The organism is Frateuria sp. (assembly GCF_035944355.1).
Taxonomy (GTDB): Bacteria; Pseudomonadota; Gammaproteobacteria; order Xanthomonadales; family Rhodanobacteraceae; genus Frateuria_A.
In genome coordinates, this window is sequence record NZ_DASZBH010000016.1 from 341,029 (window position 1) to 355,000 (window position 13,972).

A 13,972-nucleotide genomic window follows, 5' to 3' on the forward strand; every position below is an offset into this window, starting at 1 on the left:
ACCGAAGGGGAGTGGGGCACATGGCTTTGAAACCGCGCACCGTGTTGCGCATCGTAGCGGTCGTGGCCGGGCTGGGACTGCTGGCATGGAAGCAGTGGGGTCCGCACGGCGCCCACCAGCCCGATGCGCCGTCCGGGCAGACCGCCGCATCGGCCGCAAAAGCCCAGCCACCGGGCAAGCGGCCGACCTGGCGCATCGGCACGCTGACCCTGACCGCCTGCGAGCTCGGCCGGTCGGACAGCGGCCTGACCACGGCCGCCTGGTGCGCGCCCTTCGAGGTGCCGGAGAACCGCGCCGACCCGCACAGCCGCAAGATCACCCTGAAGCTGGCGGTGATCCGTTCCGACGCGCAGGTGCCGGCCAAGGACATGCTGGTCTTCCTGGCCGGCGGCCCCGGCCAGGCGGCCACCGAAACCTGGCCGATGGTCGCGCCGGCGCTCGCGCCGCTGCTGGCCCACCGCGACGTGTTGCTGATCGACCAGCGCGGCACCGGCGGCTCCAACCCGCTGGATTGCAAGGCGACCGAGAAGGCCGCGGCGGACGCCGAGTCGGCGGGCTTCGACGCGCAACGGCTGCGCACGCAGACCGCCCAGTGCCTTTCGGAGATCCAGGCCAAGGCCGATCCGCGCTTCTACACCACCACGGTCGCGGTGCAGGACCTGGAGGACGCGCGCCGAGCGCTCGGCTCGCCCAGCTTCGACCTGGTCGGCGTGTCCTACGGCACCCGCGTGGCGCAGCAGTACGCCATGCACCATCCGGACGCCGTGCGCAGCGTGCTGCTCGACGGCGTGGTGCCCAACGAGCTGGTGCTGGGCGAGGATTTCGCCCGCAACCTGGACGATGCGCTCAAGGCACAGTTCGCGCGCTGCACCGCCGAGCCCGAATGCAAGGCGCGCTTCGGCAACCCGTACCAGACGCTCTACCAGCTGCGCGACGCGCTGCGCGCCAACCCGCACAAGGTGAGCTTCCGCGATCCGCAGAGCTTCCAGAGCGTCGAGCGCACGCTCAGCGACGACGCGCTGGTCAGCGTGGTGCGCCTGTTCGCCTATTCGCCGGTGACCGCCGCCTTGCTGCCGCTGTCCATCGACGAGGCCGCGCACGGCGACGTCGGGCCCCTGCTGGGCCAGGCCAAGCTGATCAGTGGCGACCTGGGCGACAGCATGAACGGCGGCATGCAGTCCTCGGTGATCTGCAGCGAGGACGCCGACCTGCTCGCCCCGCGCCCGCAGGACGCCGACACGATGCTGGGCACGCGCATGATCGACACGCTGCAGGCGGTGTGCGCGGTGTGGCCACGTGGCACGCGTCCGGCCGACTTCCACCAGCCGTTCAAGAGCGCCGTCCCCACGTTGCTGCTGTCGGGCCAGTACGACCCGGTGACGCCGCCGCGCTACGGCGACGAGGTGCTCGCGGGCCTGTCCCATGCGCGCCATCTCGTGCTCCAGGGCCAGGGCCACAACGTGATCGGCGCCGGCTGTGCGCCCAAGCTGGTGCAGCGGTTCATCGAGGACCTGGATCCGAAAAAACTGGACGCCAGTTGCCTGGAGCGCCTGCAGCCGACCCCGCTGTTCATCGATTTCAACGGAGCGACCCCATGATCGAGGTCAAGGATCTACACAAGGCGTTCGGCGCGGTGAAGGCCGTCGACGGCGTCAGCTTCGCCGCCCGCGACGGCCAGATCACCGGCCTGCTCGGGCCCAACGGCGCCGGCAAGACCACCACGCTGCGCATGCTCTACACGCTGATGGCGCCCGACCGCGGGCAGGTGCTGGTCGACGGCATCGACGCGGCCGCCGATGCGCTGGCGGTGCGCCGCCGGCTCGGCGTGCTGCCCGATGCGCGCGGGCTGTACAAGCGCCTCACCGCGCGCGAGAACATCGACTATTTCGCGCGCCTGCAGGGGCTGCCCGAGGACGAACTGCGCACGCGTCGCGAGGCGCTGATCGACGCGCTGGAGATGGGTGACATCGCCGAGCGCCGGACCGAAGGCTTCTCGCAGGGCCAGCGAGTGAAGACCGCGATCGCCCGCGCGCTGATCCACGACCCGCGCAACGTGATCCTGGACGAACCCACCAACGGGCTGGACGTGATGGCCACCCGCGCGCTGCGGCAGTTCATGTTGAAGCTCAAGGCGGAGGGCCGCTGCGTGCTGTTCTCCAGCCACATCATGCAGGAGGTGGCGGCGCTGTGCGATCGCATCGTGGTGATCGCGCACGGGCGCGTGGTCGCCGACGAGACGCCCGACGCGCTGCGCGCGCAGACCGGCGAGGCGAACCTAGAGGAAGCCTTCGTGAAACTGATCGGCAGCGAAGAGGGACTGGCCGCATGAACAGGATGGACAACCCACCGCTGCGCCGCAGCCGCGCCTTCATCACCGTCTTCCTCAAGGAGGTGCGCGAGAACCTGCGCGACCGGCGCACGCTCACCAGCGCGTTCCTGACCGGACCGCTGATGACGCCGCTCTTGTTCATGATGCTGATCAGCTTCACCGTCAACCGCGAGCTGGACAAGGCCGAACAACCGCTCAAGGTGCCGGTGATCGGCGCGCAGTACGCGCCCAACCTGGTCGGCGCGCTGAAGGCCGGCGGCGTGGTGCCGCAGCCTGCGCTCGCCAACCCCGAGCAGGCCGTACGCGAGCAGGAGGCCGACCTGGTCCTGCGCATCGCGCCCGACTACGCCAAGGCCTGGCGCAAGGGCGAACCGGTGCAGGTGGAGCTGATCTACGACTCCTCCCAGCGCGATGCCAACACGCCGGTGGAGCGGGTCACCAAGCTGGTGGAGGACTACGCGCGCCAGCAGGGCGCGATGCGCCTGGTCGCGCGCGGCCTGGCGCCGGGCGTGGCGGTGCCGGTGGTGGTGGCCAAGCGCGACCAGGCCACCGCGCAATCGCGCGCGGTGCTGATGTTCAACATGCTGCCCTACCTGTTCGTGCTGACCATCTTCATCGGCGGCATGTACCTGGCGATCGACCTGACCGCCGGCGAACGCGAGCGGCAGTCGCTGGAACCGCTGTTCGCCAACCCGGTGCCGCGCTGGAAGGTGTTCCTGGGCAAGCTGGCGGCGATCTGCGCCTTCTCCACCGCCAGCCTGGTGATCTGCCTGATCGCCTTCGCCGTGGTCGGCCGCTTCATTCCGACCGAGAAGCTGGGCATGGAGATCAACCTGGGACTGGCCTTCGCGCTGCACGTGCTGCTGCTGCAGTTGCCGCTGATCGTGCTGCTGGCCGGGCTGCAGTCGCTGGTGGCCGCCTTCGCCAAGAGCTACCGCGAGGCGCAGACCTACCTCTCGCTGCTGATGCTGTTGCCGATCCTGCCGAGCATCGCGCTGATGGTGATGCCGATCAAACCGCAGCACTGGATGTACGCCGTGCCGCTCTTGGGCCAGCACCTGGGCATCCTGGACCTGGTCCGCGGCGAGGGCATCGGCGCCGTGCCGCTGGCGCTGTGCCTGGGCGGCAGCGCGCTCGCCGCGCTGGTGGTGGCGCTGGTGACGATGCAGTTGTACCGGTCGGAGCGGTTGGCTATTTCGGGGTGAGGGACGGACTGCTGCAGGTAGAGGAAAGCCTTGTTCGGTCGGCGTTGGACAAGGGGAACGAAAGGCCTCCCCTTCTCCCCGACCCTCTCCTCCGGTCGTTGGCCGGATGGAGAGGAAGGCGAGCACAAGCGTTGCGGCGACCTACGCTTTGCTCCCTCTCCCCCGGCGCAGTCGGGGGAGAGGGTTGGGGAGAGGGGGAGGCCTTTGCTTCGGACCATCCTCAGCGCGAGGAAGCACTCGCCGGCAACGGCTGCACCGGCGTGCTGTCCTGCGGCCGCCGTACCAGCTTGCCTTCCTTGAACAGCTCCGCCGCCACCTGGTAGTAAGCCGTGGCGTCGTCGGCATCGGCGGCATTGCGTTCTTTCACCGACACCGCGTCGCCGCTGGCGAAGTCCGGATGGAACTGCTCGACCTTCTTCTGCGGTTCCAGGATCGTCAGCAGGTCTCCGCGAAGGTAGCCGAGCTTCTCGTAGGTGGCCGGGAAGGCGCGCTCGCGCCCGGGCTGCAGCTGGAAGATGTCGTAGCCGAAGAAGCGGCTGCGATAGCTGAAGTTGAGCAGCCCCAGCAGGGTCGGCGGAATATCGATCTGGCTCATGAAGCGATCCACCCGCCGCGGCGCGATGTGCCTGGGTGCGTAGATCCACAGCGGAATGTGGTAGCGGTTGACCGGAATGCTGGCCTTGCCCGCGCTGGAGGCGTCGTGGTCGGCGGTGATCACGAACACGGTGTCGTCGAAGTAGGGCTTGGCGCGGGCGCGCCGGATGAAGTCGGCGATCGACCAGTCGGTATAAGCCACCGCGCCGGCGCGCGAGCCCTGCGGGAAATCCACGCGGCCGGCCGGGAAGGTGTAGGGCCGGTGGTTGGAGGTGGTCATGATGTGCAGGAAGAACGGCTTGCCTTCACCGTGGATCTTGTCCATCTGGCCCAGCGCCAGCGTGTAGAGATCCTCGTCCGCCACGCCCCAGACGTTCTCGTGGTGGATGGTCGCGTCCTTGGGGATGTCCTTGCGGTCCACCGCGACGTAGCCGTTGTGGCTGAAGAAGTAATTCATGTTGTCGAAGTAGCCGTAGCCGCCGTAGACGAACTCCGACTCGTAGCCGCGATCGTTGAAGATGTCCGCCAGCGAGAACAGGTTCTCGTTGTGCTTCATCTTGAGCACCGAATCGCCGGGCGTGGGCGGGATCGACAGCGACAGCGCCTCCAGCCCGCGCACCGTGCGCGTGCCGTTGGCGTATAGCTTTTCGAAGAACAGGCTCTGGTCGGCCAGCGCATCCAGATTCGGGGTGAGCTTCTGGGTGTTGCCGAACCGGCCCAGGTAGTCGGCCGAGAGGCTCTCCACGCTGATCAGCACCACGTTGAGGTGCTGCTCGGGTCCGGGGTGAACGATGGCGCGGGTGAGGTCGGTGGGATCGTCGCTGACGTAGTGCGCCTCGGGCGTGGCCAGGCCGGCGCGCACGCGCGCGAAGGCATTTGCATCGGGCAGCGTGCGGTAGAAGCGTGCGTAGTCCAGGTGATTGCTGCGGAACGCGGCAAAAAACTGGTAGACGCCGTTGCCGGCCAGCTCGTTGACGTAGGTGTTGCCGGTGCGGTCCTTGAGCGCGCCGTTGACGCCGATCACCGAGGCCACGGTCAGCACCAGCCAGACCAGCGCCACCGCGCTGCGTCTGCCGAAGCGGCTGCCGCTGTCGCGCGCGCGCAAGCCGCGTCGGCTGAGCCACAGGATCGCCAGCGCCAGCGCGCCGATCAGCGTCATCCACAGGCCCACCGGATAGGACTCGCGGATGTTGCCGATCACCTCGGTGGTGTAAACCAGGTAATCCACGGCGATGAAGTTGAAGCGCACGCCGAACTCATTCCAGAACACCAGTTCCGAGGCGGCCACGAACAGCAGGCCGAAGATCGTCGCCAGGTACAGCACGTGCAAGGCGGCGCGCCCGCTGGCGCGGTTGTAGGCCAGCGCCGGCAGCGGCAGCAGGTAGAGGAACAGCAGCGCCAGCGGCCGGATGTCCGACGCGCTCGCGCGCCATAGCGCGTGCAGACCCAGCCAGCACAGGCCATAGGCCGCCACCAGGATCAGCAGCCAGCCCAGCCAGCGCAGCGGCGTGCGGACCCAGGCCCGGTCGGTCGGCGCGATCCACAGGAACAGCATCAGCGGCCAGGCGACGTAGAGCAGGGTCACCAGGTCGTAGCAGGCGCCGATGCCGAACGCATACAGCCAGTACAGCGGATTGAACGGCACGCCGCTGCCGCTCATCGCCAGCAGCACGATGCGCGTGGCCACGCCGATCAGCAGGTAGGTCGCGCCCAGCCACCACAGCGGTCGGAAGCGCTGGCGGAGCGATCGGTCGGGCGTAGCGGACAAGGACATGGCAACCCTTTGCAGAGACACGGTGCGGCGTGCCTTTATACATGGCGGCGCTTGGCCGCGGCTTAGAAACGTGGCGCTCTCGCGCGGCGGAGTTCAGCTGCGCGCCGGTCGCGGCAGCGCGGCGATCGCCGCCGTGCGTGCCTTCTCCATCGCCGCTCCGATCGCCGGGCCGGTCAGGCCGCGCGCCAGGAACCCGGCGGCATCCACGCGCGCCGCGGCGTCCCGCGCCGCGCGCAGGAAGGCGGCCTGCGGATAGGACGCTTCGCCGCGTCCCAGGCGGCCGCGCTTGTCCGCCTCGCACACGACCAGGAACGAATCCAGGCGCCGCGGGCGGCGCAGCGCGTCCAGCGTCGTCAGCAACCGCAGGACGGTGGCCGGCCGCAGTTCGAGCGCGCGGTGCGCGTTGAGGTGCTCGCGGCAAACCAGTTCGGCCAGCGCCGCGTGCTCGGCCGGCACCTTCAGGCGCGCGGCGAGCGCACGCAGCGGCGCCACGCCGGCATGCTCGTGGCCGATGTGGCCGGGTAGCACCTCGGCTGGAGTGAGTGCCTTGCCCAGGTCGTGGCAGAGCGCGCCGAAGCCGACCAGGTCGTCGCCGGGGGCGAGCCGTGCGGCCATGTCCAGCACCAGCTCCAGATGCGTGCCGGTATCGATCTCCGGGTGGAATTCGGCGCGCTGCGGCACGCCGTAGAGCGCGTCGACCTCGGGGAACAGCGCCGCCAGCGCGCCGGCCTCGCGCAGCACGCGCAGGAACGCCGAGGGCTGCGCCTCGCCGAGCGCGCGGCGGGTCTCGGCCCACACGCGCTCGGGCACCAGGTGATCGACCTCGCCGTTGGCGACCATGGTGCGCATCAGCGCCATGGTCTCATCGGCCACGGCGAACCCCAGCGGCGCGAAGCGCGCGGCGAAACGCGCCACCCGCAGCAGGCGCACCGGGTCCTCGACGAAGGCCGGCGACACGTGCCGCAGCACGCGGCGCTCGATGTCGCGCTGGCCGTGGAAGGGATCGACCAGCGCGCCGTGTTCGTCCTGCGCGATGGCATTGATGGTGAGGTCGCGCCGGGCCAGGTCCTCTTTCAGCGTCACGCCCGGATCGGCGTGGAAGGCGAAGCCGTGGTAGCCGTGACCGGTCTTGCGCTCGGTGCGCGCCAGCGCGTATTCCTCGCCGTTGTCCGGGTGCAGGAACACCGGGAAATCCTTGCCTACCGGCCGGAAGCCCCGCGCCAGCATGTCCTGGGGCGTGGCCCCCACCACCACGTGGTCGTGGTCCACCACCGGCCGTCCCAGCAACCGGTCGCGTACCGCGCCGCCCACCAGGTAGCTGCGCATGTCAGCGCGCCGCGCCCGTGCCGGCGACCGCGCTGGACGCTGCGGCGGGTGCCGGCGTGGCGGGGCAGGTCACGTCCCTGCGCGGCGTACGGACGTCCGGAAGGCTGTACGGCTGGCCGACCGGCGGCATCCGCGAGGCCAGCGGCAGGGCCTTGCCGGACAGGCGCCAGTCGTAGATCACCGAGAAGGCCATCACGCGCGCCACGTAATCGCGGGTCTCGCGGTAGGGGATGGTCGCCACGAACAGGTCCGGCGGCAGCGTGCCGCGCGCGTCCAGCCACTGGTCGACCTTGTTCGGGCCGGCGTTGTAGGCGGCGCTGGCCAGCCACGGCGCGCCGTTGTAGCGCGCGGCCATCTGCGCCAGGTAGCGGGTGCCGAGCATGACGTTGACCACCGGGTCGTACAGCGAATCGCCGCCGCTCCAGCCCAGCCCGTACTGCTTGGCCACCCGCGCGGCGGTGGCCGGGACCAGCTGCATCAGGCCGCGCGCGTCGGCGCCCGAGCGCGCGTCGCTCACCCACGCGCTCTCGGCGCGGGCGATGGCGTAGGCCCAGGACGGGTCGATCCCGGCCTGCTGGGCCTGCGGCACCACGCCGTCGGGACTGGCCAGCGGAAAGCGTTCGTCGTAGTAGCGCAGGGCGGTGCCGCTGGAGAACGTGAACACGGCGCGGTCGTACCAGCCCTGCGCATAGGCCAGCTTCGCGGCGGCGCGCAGGGTCGCCGCGTCCGCGCCGTCCAGCGCGCGCGACCACTCGCGGCGCGCCAGCCGGGGCAGGTCGACCGCGTACAGTTCGAACGCGCGTCGCAGGCCCGCATCGGCCTGCAGCGCCTGCTCGCGCTGTGCGTCGTCGGGCGGGGTGGCCGGGCAGATCGCGTAGTCGCCCTGCGTGCGGTCGGCGGCGAGGAAGCCGTAGTAGGTCGGTTCGCGCGCGAGCTCGGCGTACAGCGCGTCCGCCGCGGCGTCCTGGCCGGTCGCCGCCAGTGCGCGGGCGCGGAAATAGCGCCACTCGTCCTGGCCCTGCTGGCTCGCGGGCATCGCGTCGATGGCGGCCAGCACGGCGGTCCAGTCCTGCCGGGCCAACGCCACGCGCGCGCGCCATTCGCGGCTGGCCTCGGTCTGCGCGGCGGCAGGCAGGGCGGCCAGGCGATCGAGTGCGTGCTCGTCGAAATCGGTCGCGTGATACAGCGCCAGCGCGTACGTCACGCCGTCACGCTGCGACGGCGTGAAGGCGAAGCGCGCCTGCAGCCGCTGCCACGCGGCATCGGCAGCCGAGGTATCGCGGCGCGCGAGCCGTTGCAGCGCGAGCGCGGCGGCCTGGCGCCCGCGCGGCGTATCGGGCCAGTTCACCGCATCGGCCACCGCCGCGGCCGGGTCGCGCAGCGCCTGCGCCAGGCGCTCGGCGGCCTTGCCTTCCCCGGCCGGCAGCCAGGCGGCCAGCCCCGCGACGGTGCCGCCCTGGCCGGCGTCGACCGCACGGTCGATGCGCGTCCACAGGCGCGCATCGGTGAGCAGGCCGGCCGCGTGCGCGGCGTCGATCACCGGGTCGCAGGCGTTGGGCAGGCTGGGCTTGGCCCACAGCGTGGCGAGGTCGCGCTGGAAGTCGAGCGTGCCGCCCTGCGCCAGCTTCGCCTGCAGCGCGTCGCAGGCGAGCGTGTCGCCCAGGCCGTTCTGGTAGAACGCCAGGAAGTCGTCCCAGTGCTGCTGGCGCGCCTGTTCCAGCAGCCAGGCGCGGCGCAGGTCGGCGGCCGGCAGCAGGTCGGGGTAGCGCTTGAGGAAACCGGCCACGGTGGCGCGGTCCAGCGTGGCCGCGTCGTGCTCGAGCGCGGCTTCTTCAAGATACGGATACAGCGGATAGCCAGCCAGCTTGCCGGCCCACGCGCGCCAGCCGTCGCCGCCTTGCTGGGCGACCGCCCAGGCCTGCCTGAAGGCGATGCGCTGTTCGGCCAGCGAGGGCGTGGCGCTCGCCGCCGCCGCGAGGCCGAACCAGGCGGTCAGCAGGGCAAACAGGAGATAAGGCAAGGGACGCCGCGCGCGCGCGGCCTGAGAGGTGTTCGGGATCATTGCCGCAAGTGTAGTAAGCGCGACCCGGAAGTGCGTTAACCGGCGCTGCTGCTAAGCTCGCCGGTTTCGCCGCCACGCCAGGAAGGGCATGTCGATCACGCCGCCGCCCCGCTCCCGTCCGCACTGGCCCGTGTGGCTTGCGCTCGCGCTGGCGGCCATCGCCGGTCTGGCGGGCTGGTGGTGGATGGGCCGGCCGGTGGCCCTGCCGGATGCGCCCTCCTCGCGGATCGCCTGCGTGTCTTATGCGCCGTACCGTCGGCCAGGCGAGACGCCGTACGACGCGGCCACCTTCATCAGCCCCGAGCGCATCGACGCCGACCTGCACGCGTTGTCCCAGCGCTTCGACTGCGTGCGCACCTACGCGCAAGGGCAGGGCCTGGCCGCCGTGCCGGCGATCGCGCGGCGCCATGGCATGCAGGTGCTGATGGGCATCTGGCTCGGTCGCGACCTCGAAGCCAACGCGCGCGAGGTGGCCATGGGCATCGCCACGGCGAGGGCGAACCCGCAGGCGCTGCGCGGGGTGATCGTGGGCAACGAGGTGCTGCTGCGCGGGGAGCTCTCGCCGCAGGCGCTGGCCGGCTACGTGCGACAGGTGCGCGCGGCGGTCCCGGCATCGGTGCCGGTGAGCTATGCGGACGTGTGGGAGTTCTGGCTGCGCTTTCCGCAGATGGCCGAAGCGGTCGATTACCTGACCATCCACATCCTGCCCTACTGGGAGGACGAGCCGGTGCCGCCGGAGCACGCGGTGCGCCACGTGGCCGAGGTCTACGCGCGCATGCAGCAGGCGTTTCCCGGCAAGCGGGTGATGATCGGCGAGACCGGCTGGCCCAGCGCCGGCCGCCCGCGCCGAGCGGCGCGCGCCACCCTGGTCAACGAGGCGCGCTACCTGCGCCAGTTCCTGGCCTACGCCGGCACCGTGCAGATGCCCTACAACGTGATCGAGGCCTTCGACCAGCCGTGGAAGCGCGTGCAGGAAGGCACCGTGGGCGGCTACTGGGGCATCTTCGACGTGCACGCGCGGCCGAAGTTTTCGATGACCGGCCCGGTGGTGGAGGAGCCCCGCTGGTGGTGCGGCTGGCTGGCCGGCGCGCTGGGCGCGGCGGCGTTCGCCATGGCCGCGCGCGTGCGCGGACGCGGCCTGGGCGCCTCGCTACTGGCCGGCTTCGCCACGGGTGCGGCGCTGGCCTGGCAGGGGCGGCAGATGGTCTACGCCTGCCGCGACTTGTTCGAGTGGGGTGTTTCGGCCGCCGCCTGCCTGGCCGCGCTCGCCACCGGGGCGTGGCTGGCGCGCGGCATCGCGCGCCGCCTGGCCGGCATGGGCGAGGGCGTGCCGCCGCCAGCATGGCTGCGGTTGGGCTGGCTGTTCGGGCTGGCCTGGTACGGCCTGCTGATGGTGTTCGATGGGCGCTACCGCGACTTCCCGCTGGGCCTGTTCGCGCTGCCCTGCGTGGGCTATGCGCTGTCCGGCTGGTTGTCCGCAAAGCCGGCGATGCCGCCGGCGGAGCATCGCCTGCTCGCCTGCGTGCTGCCCGTGCTCGGCACGCTGGTGGTGGTGCAGGAGGCGGGGCTGAACTTCACCGCCTGGCTATGGCTGGGGTTGAACCTCACCCTCGCCCTGCCGGTGCTGCTCGCCTGGCATGAAGTCGCCGGCCTGCGCACGCAGCAGGCGTAGTGCGCCGACCAGCAGCGCGAACGCGCCGGCCTCGAAGCAGTACAGCACCAGTGCGGCGAAGCCCAGCGCGGCGGCCAGCCAGGCCGCCAGCGGATGGCGCGCGACCAGCGCGACGAAGGCGGCGGTGAGCGCGGCGTAGCCGTAGCCGTAGCTCAGGAAACCCAGCACCGCCCACTGCCGCCAGGCGCACCAGCCCGGGCCGCCGTCGACGCCGCACAGGCGCGCCACCGAGGCCGGCTCGATCACCCCGTAGCGCAACGTGGCGGCGGCCAGCGCGACCAGCGCGATGGCGAACCAGGGCAGGGTCAGGCGTAGTGTGCGGTTCATCGGCGCAACCGTTGGGCGCGCGGCGCCAGTGTGGCCGGCAGGCGGATCTCGGCCGCCAGCGGCAGGTGGTCGGAAAACGCCTGTGGCAGCGCCCACACGCGTTCGAGCTGCAGCGATTCGGAAAGCAGGATGTGGTCCAGCGCCCAGCGCGGCTTCCAGCTGGGGAAGGTCGGCGTCGGCTGCGTCGGCGGCTGCAGCGCGCAGCGCGCGAACAGGTGGCGCATCTCGGCGCTGTTCGCCTCGGTGTTGAGGTCGCCCATCAGCACCACGTTGGGGTAGTCCTGCAGCACTTCGGCGATGAAGGCGAGCTGGCGCGCGCGCGCCTGCGCCGAGAGCGAGAGGTGGGCGATCATCACGGTCAGCGCCTCGGCCTCGGCGCCGTAGCGCACCAGCAGCGCGCCGCGGCCGGGAATGCGGCTGGGCAGCGGGTAGTCGTAGACGCTGTGCGGTTCCATCCGGCTGATCAGGCCGTTGGCCGAGTGCGCCAGGCGCGCCATCGGCCGGTTCGGCTGGTGGCTCCAGAACGGCAGGCCGGAGGCCTCGGCCAGGTAGCGGGTCTGGTTGAGGAAGCCCGAGCGCAGGCTGCCGGCGTCGGCTTCCTGCAGGCCGATCACGTCGAACTGCGGCAGCACCTCGGCCAGGCGGTCGAGGTTGTCCAGCTTGCTGCGCCCCGGCAACACCGCGTTGATGCTGCGGGTGACGTATTCGCTGTAGCGCTGCACGCTGGCGCCGGCCAGGATGTTGCAGCTGAGCAGGCGCAGGCGGCGTTCGGATGAAGCGGGATCGGAGGCGGCTCGGGTCATCGAGGTGCGGCGGTCGGAACCTTGGGCGGCGATGCGCGGAGCATCGCCTGCCGTGCGTGAACGCGAGGCTGCGAGGCCGTGGCCTACTTGCCCGTCAGCTCGCGCTTGGCCAGCCACTGGGTGAGGTCCACCAGTTCCTGCAGGGACTTCACCTGCGCGGTGCGGTATTTGCCGTCGACCACCAGGGTCGGGGTGCCGCCGATCTGCCATTTCTGCAGCAGCGCGAAATCCTTCTTCAGCTGCTCGGTGGCTTCGGGCGAGGTGGCGATGCGCATGAACCGGGCGCGGTCCACGCCGTGGCTGGCGTAGAAGTCGGCCAGCTCGTCCAGCGTGTTGATCGGGTAATGCTGGTCGAACTTGGCCTGGAACAGCGCCAAGTGCGTACGCTCGACCACGCCCAGCTTGTCCGCGGCGTAGTAGGCGCGCGCGTACGGCAGCCATTCCTCGCTGAAGGGCGCCGGCATCAGCTTGAACACCACGCCCTTGGGCAGCGACTTGCGCAGCTGCTCGGCCAGCGGCGCGAAGTGCGCGCAGTGGATGCAGCCGTAGGAGAACACCTCGACCACCTCGACCTTGCCCTCGGGGCTGTAGCGCTGGTACGGCGCGGGCAGGGTCACGTACTGGTCGCCCTCGGTGTACGGCGCGGGCGTCTGCGGTGCGGCGGTGCAGATGCCGGCCAGCAGCAGACCGCCCAGCAGGGTCAGCAGGCGTAAGCGGGCGAGGTGCTTGATCATCGGGTTCTCCCTGGATTCGAGGTTGCGTGCGAGGGCACGGCCTGCGCCCATTGAAGCACCGCCGCGTCGTCGCAGGCGATGCGCCGGTCACGGGCGGGAACCGCGGTTGGACCACGCGCGGGCGGCGCAAGTTTCGTCGGCGCGGGAACGGAGGGCAGGCGCGCCCCGCATCGCCGCAACCGCCGTTTCCCGCCGCGCTGGGCGCGGGAAGGGCTTACTTGCCGGCCGCTTCCTTGGCCACCAGCCAGTTGGCCAGTTCGATCGCCTGCGGGTAGCCGCCGGCGCTGCTGACGTCGAAGCGGTACTTGCCGTCGACCACGATGGTCGGCGTGCCGGCGACGCCGTATGCCTTGATCAGGTCGTCGGCCCGCTTCATCTGGGTGTTGATGCTGAAGGAGTTGGCGACCGCGACGAATTCCTTGGGATCGGCGCCGTACTTGGCATAGACCTTCGCGGCGTCCTCGATCGTGGGCAGCGCGTCCTGCGGCTTGAGGCCGGTGCCGGTGGGGTTCATCGCGGACAGTTCGCCGCTCTTCCACACCGCGTCGTACATCGCGTCGTTGCCCTTGTCGGCCACGCCCAGCGCCTTGGCCGCAAAGTAGGCGCGCTGCAGCATCGGCCAGTTCTCCTGCGGGATGAACGAGGCCGGCAGGTAGGCCATCACCGCGTTGGCGGGGAGGCTCGCCGCGAGCTTCTCGACGATCGGGTGGAACTGGTTGCAGGCCGGGCAGCCGTAGGAGAACACCTCGGTCACCTCGATCTTGTCGGTGGAGGTGGCCTTGGGCTGGGCCGGCTCGATGCGGAAGTAGTTCTTGCCTTCCACCCATTTGCCATTGTCGACAAACGGCTGGGCCGGCGGAGCGGCCGGTGCCGGCGACGCGGCAGCCGAGCTGCCGGCGCTTGCCGGCGCGCTGGCCGCGCCGGCGGGAGCCGTGCTGCCCGCGGCGCTGGTCGTGGAGGCCGGAGTCGTGGCCGGTGCCGTCGCGGCCGTGCTGCTGGCCGACGGCGCCGCCGGCGCGCTGCCGTTGTCGCTGCCGTGGCTGCAGGCGGCGAGCGCGAGCAGGGCGGCACACAGGATGGGCAGGCGCTTGAGCATGGCGGACCTCGGGCTGGGCGATGGCTTCGAGACGGGACACGCCGGCGCGA

11 protein-coding genes are annotated in these 13,972 nt (G+C 70.9%); 4 read left to right on the forward strand and 7 right to left on the reverse strand.

Annotated features, from left to right (window positions below):
- Positions 1–20 precede the first annotated feature (20 nt).
- Genes VGU03_RS14515 through VGU03_RS14525 form a run of 3 tightly spaced genes read left to right on the forward strand, consistent with a single transcriptional unit; the run spans position 21 to position 3,534 of the window.
- Positions 21–1,598, forward strand: coding sequence for an alpha/beta hydrolase (locus VGU03_RS14515; protein WP_327481714.1), 1,578 nt, complete (start codon positions 21–23; stop codon positions 1,596–1,598).
- Positions 1,595–2,329: an ATP-binding cassette domain-containing protein gene (locus tag VGU03_RS14520; protein WP_327481716.1), complete on the forward strand. Its 735-nt coding sequence runs from the start codon at positions 1,595–1,597 to the stop codon at positions 2,327–2,329. Before VGU03_RS14515 ends, VGU03_RS14520 begins: the two co-directional genes overlap by 4 nt.
- Positions 2,326–3,534 carry an ABC transporter permease gene (locus tag VGU03_RS14525; RefSeq protein WP_414655968.1) on the forward strand — a complete coding sequence of 403 codons (1,209 nt, stop codon included), beginning with the start codon at positions 2,326–2,328 and terminating at the stop codon, positions 3,532–3,534. Before VGU03_RS14520 ends, VGU03_RS14525 begins: the two co-directional genes overlap by 4 nt.
- Positions 3,535–3,754: 220 nt before the next feature.
- Here VGU03_RS14525 and VGU03_RS14530 read toward each other — a convergent pair whose 3' ends face one another.
- From VGU03_RS14530 to VGU03_RS14540, 3 genes are all read right to left on the reverse strand, one after another.
- Positions 3,755–5,902: an LTA synthase family protein gene (locus tag VGU03_RS14530; protein ID WP_327481718.1), complete on the reverse strand. Its 2,148-nt coding sequence runs from the start codon at positions 5,900–5,902 to the stop codon at positions 3,755–3,757.
- A gap of 93 nt (positions 5,903–5,995) precedes the next feature.
- Positions 5,996–7,228: a multifunctional CCA addition/repair protein gene (locus tag VGU03_RS14535; RefSeq protein ID WP_327481720.1), complete on the reverse strand. Its 1,233-nt coding sequence runs from the start codon at positions 7,226–7,228 to the stop codon at positions 5,996–5,998.
- Between the two features lies 1 nt (position 7,229).
- Positions 7,230–9,290, reverse strand: a complete 2,061-nt coding sequence (locus VGU03_RS14540) for a transglycosylase SLT domain-containing protein (protein WP_327481722.1) — start codon at positions 9,288–9,290, stop codon at positions 7,230–7,232.
- An 88-nt stretch (positions 9,291–9,378) separates the two neighbouring features.
- On the opposite strand from VGU03_RS14540, the gene VGU03_RS14545 reads away from it, so the two are divergent.
- A complete protein-coding gene (locus tag VGU03_RS14545; RefSeq protein ID WP_327481724.1) occupies positions 9,379–10,962 on the forward strand; it encodes a glycoside hydrolase family 17 in 1,584 nt (527 codons plus the stop codon).
- On the opposite strand, the gene VGU03_RS14550 is transcribed toward VGU03_RS14545, so the two are convergent.
- The 4 genes from VGU03_RS14550 to VGU03_RS14565 all read right to left on the reverse strand — a co-directional run bounded on the left by VGU03_RS14550 (position 10,876) and on the right by VGU03_RS14565 (position 13,922).
- Complete coding sequence (locus tag VGU03_RS14550) at positions 10,876–11,289, reverse strand: hypothetical protein (RefSeq protein WP_327481726.1); 414 nt, start codon at positions 11,287–11,289, stop codon at positions 10,876–10,878. The two genes, VGU03_RS14545 and VGU03_RS14550, sit on opposite strands and share 87 nt — an antisense overlap.
- On the reverse strand, positions 11,286–12,092 hold the full coding sequence (locus VGU03_RS14555; RefSeq protein WP_327481728.1) for an endonuclease/exonuclease/phosphatase family protein: 807 nt from the start codon (positions 12,090–12,092) through the stop codon (positions 11,286–11,288). The genes VGU03_RS14550 and VGU03_RS14555 overlap by 4 nt, the downstream gene beginning before the upstream one ends.
- A gap of 83 nt (positions 12,093–12,175) precedes the next feature.
- Positions 12,176–12,826 carry a thiol:disulfide interchange protein DsbA/DsbL gene (locus tag VGU03_RS14560; RefSeq protein ID WP_327481730.1) on the reverse strand — a complete coding sequence of 217 codons (651 nt, stop codon included), beginning with the start codon at positions 12,824–12,826 and terminating at the stop codon, positions 12,176–12,178.
- A gap of 214 nt (positions 12,827–13,040) precedes the next feature.
- The gene (locus tag VGU03_RS14565) at positions 13,041–13,922 is read right to left on the reverse strand and encodes a thiol:disulfide interchange protein DsbA/DsbL (RefSeq protein ID WP_327481732.1); all 882 of its coding nucleotides are present in this window, start codon (positions 13,920–13,922) and stop codon (positions 13,041–13,043) included.
- Between the last annotated feature and the right edge of the window lie 50 nt (positions 13,923–13,972).

Excerpts from the sequence above, each read along its gene's own strand:
- VGU03_RS14515 (WP_327481714.1), top strand. The coding sequence starts at position 21 with ATGGCTTTGAAACCGCGCACCGTGTTGCGCATCGTAGCGGTCGTGGCC.
- VGU03_RS14525 (WP_414655968.1), top strand. The coding sequence starts at position 2,326 with ATGAACAGGATGGACAACCCACCGCTGCGCCGCAGCCGCGCCTTCATC.
- VGU03_RS14540 (WP_327481722.1), bottom strand. The coding sequence starts at position 9,290 with ATGATCCCGAACACCTCTCAGGCCGCGCGCGCGCGGCGTCCCTTGCCT.
- VGU03_RS14560 (WP_327481730.1), bottom strand. The coding sequence starts at position 12,826 with ATGATCAAGCACCTCGCCCGCTTACGCCTGCTGACCCTGCTGGGCGGT.
- VGU03_RS14550 (WP_327481726.1), bottom strand. The coding sequence starts at position 11,289 with ATGAACCGCACACTACGCCTGACCCTGCCCTGGTTCGCCATCGCGCTG.
- VGU03_RS14535 (WP_327481720.1), bottom strand. The coding sequence starts at position 7,228 with ATGCGCAGCTACCTGGTGGGCGGCGCGGTACGCGACCGGTTGCTGGGA.
- VGU03_RS14520 (WP_327481716.1), top strand. The coding sequence starts at position 1,595 with ATGATCGAGGTCAAGGATCTACACAAGGCGTTCGGCGCGGTGAAGGCC.
- VGU03_RS14530 (WP_327481718.1), bottom strand. The coding sequence starts at position 5,902 with ATGTCCTTGTCCGCTACGCCCGACCGATCGCTCCGCCAGCGCTTCCGA.
- VGU03_RS14555 (WP_327481728.1), bottom strand. The coding sequence starts at position 12,092 with ATGACCCGAGCCGCCTCCGATCCCGCTTCATCCGAACGCCGCCTGCGC.
- VGU03_RS14565 (WP_327481732.1), bottom strand. The coding sequence starts at position 13,922 with ATGCTCAAGCGCCTGCCCATCCTGTGTGCCGCCCTGCTCGCGCTCGCC.
- VGU03_RS14545 (WP_327481724.1), top strand. The coding sequence starts at position 9,379 with ATGTCGATCACGCCGCCGCCCCGCTCCCGTCCGCACTGGCCCGTGTGG.